The 9,530-nt window shown below is 69.6% G+C and carries 8 protein-coding genes; 3 read left to right on the plus strand and 5 right to left on the minus strand.

Annotated elements, in window-relative coordinates; translation table 11 throughout:
• The coding region (locus tag BN11_RS05455; protein WP_048695482.1) for an ATP-binding protein at positions 1-1,584 on the plus strand (1,584 nt) is incomplete at its 5' end.
• Here BN11_RS05455 and BN11_RS05460 read toward each other — a convergent pair.
• From BN11_RS05460 to BN11_RS05470, 3 genes are all read right to left on the minus strand, one after another.
• A complete protein-coding gene (locus tag BN11_RS05460; RefSeq protein ID WP_048695485.1) occupies positions 1,577-2,563 on the minus strand; it encodes a malate dehydrogenase in 987 nt (328 codons plus the stop codon). The two genes, BN11_RS05455 and BN11_RS05460, sit on opposite strands and share 8 nt — an antisense overlap.
• 254 nt (positions 2,564-2,817) lie before the next feature.
• Entirely contained in the window at positions 2,818-3,867 is a 1,050-nt protein-coding gene (locus BN11_RS05465; protein WP_048695488.1) for a sunset domain-containing protein, read from the minus strand.
• Positions 3,868-4,293: 426 nt separating this feature from the next.
• On the minus strand, positions 4,294-5,349 hold the full coding sequence (locus tag BN11_RS05470; protein WP_048695491.1) for a DUF2382 domain-containing protein: 1,056 nt from the start codon (positions 5,347-5,349) through the stop codon (positions 4,294-4,296).
• A 204-nt stretch (positions 5,350-5,553) separates the two neighbouring features.
• On the opposite strand from BN11_RS05470, the gene BN11_RS05475 reads away from it, so the two are divergent.
• Positions 5,554-6,348 (plus strand): ceramidase domain-containing protein, encoded by a 795-nt coding sequence (locus tag BN11_RS05475; RefSeq protein WP_201329222.1) that lies wholly within the window; start codon positions 5,554-5,556, stop codon positions 6,346-6,348.
• On the plus strand, positions 6,326-6,496 hold the full coding sequence (locus tag BN11_RS22430) for an NUDIX hydrolase (protein ID WP_157043984.1): 171 nt from the start codon (positions 6,326-6,328) through the stop codon (positions 6,494-6,496). The genes BN11_RS05475 and BN11_RS22430 overlap by 23 nt, the downstream gene beginning before the upstream one ends.
• 100 nt (positions 6,497-6,596) lie before the next feature.
• Here the strand turns inward: BN11_RS22430 and BN11_RS05480 are convergent, their stop codons facing one another.
• Complete coding sequence (locus BN11_RS05480; protein WP_162213168.1) at positions 6,597-8,111, minus strand: FG-GAP repeat domain-containing protein; 1,515 nt, start codon at positions 8,109-8,111, stop codon at positions 6,597-6,599.
• Between the two features lie 200 nt (positions 8,112-8,311).
• Positions 8,312-9,530: NHL repeat-containing protein (locus tag BN11_RS05485; RefSeq protein ID WP_235435376.1), on the minus strand; the 1,219-nt coding region annotated here is incomplete at its 5' end.

A 9,530-nucleotide genomic window follows, 5' to 3' on the forward strand; every position in this document is an offset into this window, starting at 1 on the left:
GCGCTGGCCGCGACGGGACTGACGGCGTTGACGGGCGCGACGCAGCCGCGCCCGGGGGCCCTGGCCGCGATCTGGCGCGAGCACGCCGAACGCCTCGGGCTCGAGGTGGCGGTCGATGTCACCGGCGACGTCCCCGACCCGGAGGTGCGGCTGGCTCTGCGGGACGCAACCCGCGAAGCGCTGACCAACGTCCAGCGGCACTCCGGACAGCGCATGGCCGTGCTGCACGGCATACTCACCCCCACCCGTGCCACGGTGACCGTGACCGATCCCGGGCGAGGGTTCCACGTCTCCGAGACGGGCCATAGGGCCGGCATCGCCACCAGCATCGTCGCCCGGATGCGGGCCGTCGGTGGCCACGCCCACGTGCGCAGCACGCCCCAGCACGGCACCGAGGTCCGGCTCGACTGGTCGGCCGCGGGCCCCACCGCCGCCTCCCAAGCCTGGCAGCTCGGCCTGTTCGCCCCGATCATGGTGGTCGGCGCAATCGCCTTCCTGCTCAACGTCTTTCTCGCCATCGACCAGTGGCGACTGAGCCCCGCTATCAGCCTGACGGTGGCCGCCACCGTCGTCCTCGCCGGGCTGACGGTCGCCACCACCCTGCTCACCCCGAGCGACTGGAACTGGGTGCCCCTTGCCGTCCTCGCGGTGGTCACGATCGCCGCGCTCGCCGGCACGATCCCGCAGGGGGCGCCGGAGTCGTGGCGCTACTGGTTCCTGGGCGCGCTCACCCCGGCTGTGGGCGCGATGGCCTTCCGGTTCCGGCCCTGGGCCGGGCTGGCGTTGGCCGGCGCGGCGACGCTGGTCTGCATGGTGGCAGACGCTCTGGCCGGCCGCAGCTTCTGGCAGTGCCTGGTCGGTCCCGTCCCGGTGCTGATCACCACCGCTGCCGCCGGCCAGTTGGTGCGGACGGCGTTCGATTCGGCGTATGTCCGCACGGCGGAGGCGATGGCCGAGGACATCCAGGCACGTCTGGCGACGGCGGTGAGCGAGGAGCGTGCGCTCGAGGACGACCGTCGCACCGAGGCGCTGCAGGCGAGCATCGGTTCGGCTCTGCAGCTCATCGCCGGCGGCGGCCGGCTGACCCCGGCGCTGCGGGATCAACTGGCCGACCTGGAGGCGGCCGCCCGCGACCAACTGGCCGCACCCGACCTGGTGGACCCGGCGCTCGCCGCCACTCTGGCGCGGGCGCGAGCGCGCGGCATACGCATCGATGTCGTCGACACCAGCCCCACCGACGCGGTGACGGGCGGCGACGAGAGTCTCGACCTGTGCCGGCGCCTGGTCGCCGACCTCGTCGAGGGAGTGCCGCCCCACACGCGGGTGCGCATCAACTGGCACGCCGGCAGCGGCGGCGCGGGGGCGACCTTCAGCGCCGCCACGCGCGATCTCCTCGACAAGACGCCGAACCTCGCTCAGGCGTTGGCCGACCTCGGCGGCCGGCAGGCCCGGGTCAGCACCGACAGCGACAGCATCCTGATCCGCTGCGAGACGCCCGCCCAACAGGCGCGTCCGCGGGAACGGTCGCTAGCAACCGTTCCCACGGACGCGAGGTACCGGGGCAGACACGCCAGGCTCAGATGAGGCCGAGCTCCTTGACGGCCTCGCGCTCCTCGGCCAGCTCGGCCACGGAGGCGTCGATCTTGCCGCGGGAGAAGTCGTCGATGTCTAGGCCCTGCACGATCGACCACTCGCCGTTGGCAACCGTCACGGGGAAGGAGGAGATGAGCCCCTCGGCCACACCATAGGAGCCGTCGGACACCACGGACATCGACACCCAGTCGCCCTCAGGCGTGCCCTGCAGCCACGTGCGGGCGTGGTCGATCGTGGCCGACGCCGCGGACGCCGCGGAGGAGGACCCGCGCGCCTCGATGATGGCCGCGCCGCGCTTGGCGACGGTCGGGATGAAGGTGTTGGCCAGCCAGTCCTGGTCGCCGACGGCCTCGGCCGCGTTGCGCCCGGAGACCTCGGCGTGGAACAGGTCGGGGTACTGCGTCGCCGAGTGGTTGCCCCAGATCGTCATCTTTGTGATCTCGGTGACCGGCACGCCGAGCTTGGCGGCGAGCTGGGAGATGGCGCGGTTGTGGTCGAGCCGCGTCAGGGCCGAGAACCGCGACTGGGGGATGTCCGGCGCGTTCGACATCGCGATGAGCGCGTTGGTGTTGGCCGGGTTTCCGGTGACGGTCACGCGAATGTCTTCTGCCGCAACCTCATTGAGCGCCTTGCCCTGCGGGGCGAAGATGCCGCCGTTGGCCTCGAGCAGGTCGCCGCGCTCCATGCCCGGGCCGCGCGGGCGGGCGCCGACGAGGAGGGCGAGGTTGACCCCGTCGAAGACCTTCGTCGCGTCGTCGCCGATCTCGACGCCGGCGAGGGTCGGGAAGGCGCAGTCGTCGAGTTCCATGACGACCCCCTCGAGCGCCTTCAGCGCGGGGGTGATCTCCAACAGGCGCAGTTCGATCGGGGTGTCCGGGCCGAGCAGCGCGCCGCTGGCGAGACGGAACAGGAGGCTGTAGCCGATCTGGCCGGCGGCGCCGGTGACGGCGACCTTGACGGGAGTACTCACAGTGCTTCTCAACCTTTTCGAGTCGACGACGGGAGTATGCAGCGCAGCCCTGCCGCACCGCATACCGGATGCTCCGACTCTAGTCGCGTGCTCCTTCGATTCGCAGCGTGGGTCATGCCGTCCCGCGGGAAGGCGCAGCAACGACGGTCGGCTGGCGTCATGCCTGCTTCCCGGGGCGGATTTCTTGGCCACAGCGGAGGCGAGGACCAGCCAGGATGCAGACGACCGCACGCTCGCGGACAGGCACGGCCTCGTTAGTTGTCGACTCCGTGGCGATAGCCCGCGGCCTCTGCGGCTTCGGCCGTGGCAAATCGAGCATCTGCCACGGTGGCGTCGTAGTACGAACAGCCCGGTTCGTGGAAGATGCCGCCAAAAGCGGATGTGGCCTTGATGGGCAAGGCCACCAGATCGGGATCCACGGCCGTCTCGACCGCGACCGATGTCTCGCCCGGGGGTCGTACTTCCTGCGCACCCCCGGAGCCTGCTTGCTCCTTCGACTCATCGAAACCTTCCCCGAATTTGGTCTGGACCACCTTGACAGCGTGGTCCAGGAGTCGTTCGGAAAAGCCGAAGAGGAGGGCCACTAGCGCCGTCGTCGGATTCATCGACGGCGCCGACCAGACGACGCCGGAGACGGCCGAGCCCATGAGGCCCCAATTGCCGGCGATGTCGACGAGTAAGACACCGGCGAGGCCGCTGAGCGCTCCGACCAACGGGGTGAGAATCAGGAATTGCCAGTCGAAGTTGTCGTCCTGGGCTGAGCCCCGGCCTCGGAAGAACCGCAGCAGACGGCTGATGAGCCCGCCGGCGGCTCCCATGAGGGCCGGACCTGGGTTGCCCAAGACGGTCACGAAGAGCAGCAGGAACGCGCTGAGCACGTACGCCAGCCACGTCACTTTGCGCAGCGTCTTGAGCGCCTGCCGATCCTGGTCTAGGCCAAGGTCCTCGACGACGTCGATGGCCTGATCCAACCATCCCCGCAACTCGGCGGGAGAGCGCCCCTTCTTTAGCAATTCCTCGGACAGCCAGGCGTGCGACGCCGGGAGTCGATGGGAGTAGGCCGCGGCCATGGCGGGCAGCTGCGCGTCGTCTTGTGCGCGTTCGCGCTCGGACTTCTTCCGGGCGCTGTAGACCTGGAACATCAGTGGGTACAGTTTCTCCGGCGAGACCTTCTGCTCTCCAAGGTCCGCCAACTGACCGGAGAGGACAGCCATCACTGGCCGGTAGAGGTAGAACTGCAGAGCCGCCCGCACCAGCACCACGAACGTCCCCAGAGACACCACGGCCAGCAGGAAGGTCCGCACACGCTCGTCCTCACCGCCTTGGCTTACTTGCCAAAAGCGTTCCCACCAATTCATCAGGGCCGCTAACACGAAACCCACCCGCTTTCCCGATCGCCAGCACCGAAATCACTCGGGTTGTCTGGAGAATGGCACGACCCACGTCGGCGCGCAGCCGAATGTGGAAATAGTCCTCCCAATGGATGACGCTCCCCTCACTGCAACTTGAGGCGGCGATGCTGGGGCGAACCCGGAACGGGGCCTGGGGGTTAGTGCCAGATCGGGTGTGGTGCGCAAACACCCGTGACCTGCTCGGCCCCCCCAAGACGGCAGCTATCGGCTGGGGGCAGGACCAGACAAGCGTCAATCACCGAAAGCAAGCGGCCCCCCGTCACTCGGGGGACCGCTGGCTATTTGGGTTGACCGGGCGGCGCCGGTCACCGCACCGGATCAGGTGCGCGGGTTGCCGTCGACCTTGTCGGCGGCCTTGTCGACCAGGCCCTCGTTGTCGGCCATGCGGCGCTCGCCGCCGGTCTCGACGACGTCACCGTCGCGGTCGGGGTCGACAGCGTCCTTGGCCTTCTGCCACAGGCTGCGGTCGTCGCCGTCACGGTCGCGGTCGTAGTCGCGGTTGAGGTCACCGACGCGGTTGCCGTCGACGTCCACGCCGTCACCCTCGACCTCGATGTGCTCCTTGGCGACGGTCTCGGTCACGTCGTGCTGCTCGGTGACGACGTCCTTGTTGATGGCGACGTTCTCAACCGCCACGGTCTCCTTGGTGACGACCGGGCGCTCTTCGCGCAGGACGACCTCTTCGACCTGCTCGCCCTCGTCGCCGATGATGCCGGCGGCGCGGGCGTCGCCCTCGACGGGGGTCCGCTCGACGGAGAGGACTTCCTTCTGCACCGGCACGGTGACGTGCTGCTCTTCGGTGGTGACGTACTTGCGCAGCCGCACGCGGCCACCCTCGACCTGCTCCTTGCCGACGTTGAGGCGCTCCTCGGAGCGGGTCATCGACAGGTCGCGGTCACGGTCGACGTCGAGGCCACGATCGCGGTCGACATCGACGTCCACGCCACGGCGGTTCACGTCGACGTCCACGTCGCGGTCGACGTCCACGTCGCGGCGGGTGCCGGCCAGGGCGACGTCGTCGTCGGTCGCGTCGAAGCTGCGGCCGTCCCAGTCGTTGTAGTCGGTGCGCGAGTAGTAGGAGTAGAGCTGCTCCTCCTCAGCGGGGCTGAGGTGCTGGTCGTCCTCGACGCGCGGGGCGTCCTTGACCATGTCCTTGCTGTAGGGGACCCGCAGGCCGCCGTCCGCGTCATACGACGCCTCGGAGAGGGGCACGAGGCTCTGCGCGGTGCCGAACCACCCGGTCGAGACACTCACCCACGAGGGGTCACCGGTGGCGTCATCGAGGTAAACCTGGCCCACGCCGCCGATCTTGTCGCCGTCGGCGTCGTAGACGTCACTGCCGAGGATGGAGGCAACGTTGTCACGGTTGATCATGCGATCTCCTTGAAGCATCCGGCAGGGGCTGCCGGGAACCTTTGCGCCCGGTGGTTGCCGGGCGTCCACATCGATGACAGCAGACGGCAAAACCGTTGTGGGAGATAATGATCAGGCAACTTCAATTTCACCCCTTGGGGTGAGGTGCGATCCGCAAAACACTCGAAATGCTCAAGAGCGCAAGGCCCGCATTAGCCTGCGCGCGTGGTAATAGTCGCGTTCGCCTGGGCCCTCCTCGCCTCCGGCGCATTGGTCCTCGCCGCCCGCGGCGGCTGGCTCGGCCCGGACGCTGGCGTCGGCACCGGCTTCTGCGAGGCGGCCCGCGACTGCTGGATGGCGCAGCCGGCGAATACCGTGAGCAACACCGGCTTCGTGCTTGCCGGGCTGGCGATCGCCTGGCATGCCTCACGCCCCGCGCGCGATGCCGAGCGGGCGCGCGGCGAGGGTATGCCGCGGGGCCTGGCGGCGGCATTCGCGCTGCTTGTCGTGACGCTGGGTCCGGGCAGCGCGGCGATGCATGCGACACAGTCGCGGATCGGCGGCGATCTGGACCTGACGAGCATGTTCCTCGTCTCGTCCTTCGCTGTGTCGTATGCCGTCGCTCGCCTGCTGCGGTGCCCGGACCTGTCCTCCTTCGCCCGGATCTTCCTCGCTGCGCTGCTCGCGCAGGAGATCGCCTATTTCCGCGGCGGGGGAGTGCCGTTGTTCATGCATTCGGGGAATGCGGCCTTCGCCGCAACACTCGCCGTCGCCATCGGCGTCGAGGTGGCCCTGGATCGCCGCGCCGCAGAAGGCCGTATGCCGCGCCTCCACCGCCGCTGGATGCTCGCCGCGGGCGGCTCGCTCGCGCTCGCGTTCGCGATCTGGACGCAGGCCAAGACCGGCAGCCGGTGGTGCCACCCGCACTCGCTGCTGCAGGGCCACGCGCTCTGGCACCTGCTGTGCGCCGTCGCGGCCCACGCGCTCTATCGGGCGTATGCCGGCGCCGCTCGGCGATAGGTCATGCACCTATGTCAGCGGCGACCGGGAGCCGATCGACGGCGAGAACACCGCCGTCGCCTGGTTCGACCTCGATGCCCTGCCCCCGCTGCGGGCCAGTTCACACGAGCGGATAGCCCGGGCGGTGGCCTTCGACGGCGCCCCCTGATTCGCGCGTTACCTCCGTCTTGCGTGCGACCAGCCGATGGGTAAGCCCGGGGTTCTGGATGCGACAGTCGTCATCACGAGGGACACGGGGCACCGCCGGATCAGTTGCGGCATCGACCGGCCGGGTCCACGAAGGTGTCGGCGTTCACCCTGCTGAAAGTCACGGGTGCCCGGCCCGGCGCAGCGACGGTGATGTCAGCCGCCGCCTTGGCGCCGAGGCCGAAGCGTGCCACCTGCTGGCTCCCGGCGCCGAATCCGGTGGCCGCGACGACCTCCTGTCGGCCCAGGAGGCTCGTTGCGTCGCCCGCGAGTCCGGGAGGGTATGCGGAGACGACGGTCCCGGCACGGCTGGCCACCGAAACCCAATGCCCGCCAGCGCCTCTCACCTCCCACAGGCGCGACGAGCGCTCGGGATACCACTCTGCGAGGAAGAGTTCGAGCCGGCCGTCGTGGTCGGTGTCGACCGTGGCGCCGGTGACCCAATAGGTCGGCTGGCCGGGCGCCTGGACAGGTTCGAGGGGCCGGAAGCGCGGAGCGTCTTCTTGTTCGGTCCGGTTCATCAGGATCACCGGTTTGCCGGCCGAGGCCGCGGACGTGACGATGTCGGGCCGGCCGTCGGCGTCGAGGTCAGCGATCTCGACGTGCGGCGCCTTCGTCGGCAGGCCGGGCGATCCGGCCTCGGCCGTGACGTCCCGAAACGTCAAGGCTCGCCCTGCTGACTTCCCCTCGTTGAGATAGACCCGGACCGGCACCCGCCGGTTGTCGTCGAGGGTGCTGTTGTAGTGCTGTCCCAGAACGAGGTCCACTCGGCCGTCGTTGTTCAGATCGCCCGCCGCCACGCCGGCCACATCGTCCTCGTTGCCGTAGACCGGCCAGGTGAACTCGGGCGCAGTCTCCTCGGTGAACCTGCCGTCGCCATCATTGAGGAAGAGGCGGTTCGATCCGGAGAAGAAGAGGTCCGCCAGTCCATCCCCGGTGAGGTCGACCGCGCTCACGCCCAGCGCGTAGATATCCCGCGGCAGGCCGGCCTGGACGGTGTGGTCGGAGAACCGCAGCCCGCCGTCGTTGTGCAGCAGCACCGACGAGGCCCCGGTCCACTTATCCTCGGAGAGAATCAGGTCCAGCCGTCCGTCGCCGTCGAGGTCCGCCACCCCAAGCGAGCGTCCTCCGCGGGTCGTGTCGAGCACGGTCGCCTGCGTGAATCTGCCACCGTCGTTGCGCATGACCACACTCGGCGCTTCGGCATTCGACTTGGGCCGGGGGTTGCGGCTGAGCACCAGGTCCAGGTCGCCGTCGTCGTCGAGATCCGCGAAGGTCGCGCCGGCGGTACGCCCACGGATCGGCGGGAACGCCTCGTCCACATGGAAACGTGAGGCCGATCCCAGGAGCAGCCGATCGGGCGCCGCTCCCGTTGCACCGCGGAACGAGTATTCGCTGGCGGGACGGTCGGCGAAGCTCCCGACGAAGATGTCCGCATAGCCGTCGCCGTTGACATCGCCGGTCGCCATGGCGTGGACCATCATCCCGGTCAACTCGGCGTCGAGGCCGCTAGTGGCCGTCACATCCTTCAGGCCGAGGGACCCGCGCTCGGCCGGGGCCGACCAGCAGACGGTCAACGCCGACTCCTGGCGCACGGTGGTCGACGTGGTCGGGGAGGCCGAACCGTGCGTGGAACTCGCGGCAGCAGACCGGGCGGCTGGGGTCGAAAGGCTTGTCGCGGAATCTGTTTCGCGCGGTGCGTCAGAGCAGGAGGCCATGGTGATTGCCAGTGCCAGCACGGCTGCCGCCGGGAGCAGGCTGGGTCGTGTCTGGCCGGTCACGGTTCGACCACCGCGAGGACGACCTCACCCCACGGGTTGTCCGTGGTCGGTCCGGCGTTGAGCCCGACGAAGATCCGGCCAGTCGCCTGGTCGACGGCGACGCCGTAACTGCCGCCTGCCACCAGACCCAGTTTGTCCTTGACCAGGGGTTCCAGCTCGACGATCGTCCGGGACGAACGCGTGACCGGGTCGAAGGCCATGAGGGGCGTCTTCTTCTCCCAGGCGAGACCGTGGGCGTCGGGGACGAACACGATCTCGCGCTCGTCGGCCGTGAGCGCCATCGAGGCGACATAGCCTGGCGCGGGCCCGAGGTCCGTCACCGTGCCGTCGCGGTGGATCGCGAAGAAGCGCTCGGGCGCGCGGCTGACGGCATACACGCTCCCGTCCGACGTCGAGCGCGTGCTCGCGCGCATCCAGCCCGCCGGGGCGCTCGCCCCGCTCTCGGCCAGCTCGCCGCCCACGGAGTAGCGCAGCAGCGAGCTGCCCGGCCCCGCGACATTCGCCGTGCCGTCTCTCATCACGGCAATATTGCGAAAGCCGGTGTGGCCTAGGTCATCCGAGCGGTACACGACCTTGCGGGTCGCGGGATCAAAGACGAAGAACGTGCCGACGTCGTTCTTCGTGCCGTCGGTGCGGCCGCGCGGGTCCACCGCCTCGCCGTAGACGAGGGCGCCGTCGCCCGCGAGCGATGGTATGCCGTGCTCCGGCACGGGCACACCGAGGTCGGTGACGGCATACGTCCACGGGTCGAGGGAGAGCAGATGGTCGCCGGTGTAGCCGTTGGCGTAGATCAGGCCGTCCCGGTCGCCCCAGTAGGTGGCGAAGAGGACGGCGTCGCACCCGACGGGGACGAGCTGGGCGTGGATCTTGCCGTAGCCCCAGGCGCCCGGCTGGTGGGGCACGTTGGTCAGCACGTCGGCGATGCGCGTGAGCGATCCCGTGGCCGGGTCGAACACGAAGACGTAGGAGTTGCCGTCGACGCCGTCATGCGTGCCGGCAGCCGAAAGGAACCGGCCGTCCGGCAGCACCACGCCCTGCCCCCACTGGGACCAGAGCTTGAAGTGGCCCTCCGGGCGGGGATAGACGACCGCGCTGACTTGCGGCCGGCCACTGCCCGGCCCGGACACGACGGTCACGCGCCCGGACGGACCCTGAGCCGCGGGGGCCCGGCGGCCTTTGCACGTCGCGCCACCGGTCGGGGCGGCGGGGGGGGGG

Source organism: Nostocoides australiense Ben110, assembly GCF_001050535.1.
Classification (GTDB): domain Bacteria; phylum Actinomycetota; class Actinomycetes; order Actinomycetales; family Dermatophilaceae; genus Nostocoides_A; species Nostocoides_A australiense.

Coding starts and splice junctions, on each gene's coding strand:
- BN11_RS05470 (WP_048695491.1), bottom strand. CDS start 5,349: ATGATCAACCGTGACAACGTTGCCTCCATCCTCGGCAGTGACGTCTAC.
- BN11_RS22430 (WP_157043984.1), top strand. CDS start 6,326: ATGCCGGCGCCGCTCGGCGATAGGTCATGCACCTATGTCAGCGGCGAC.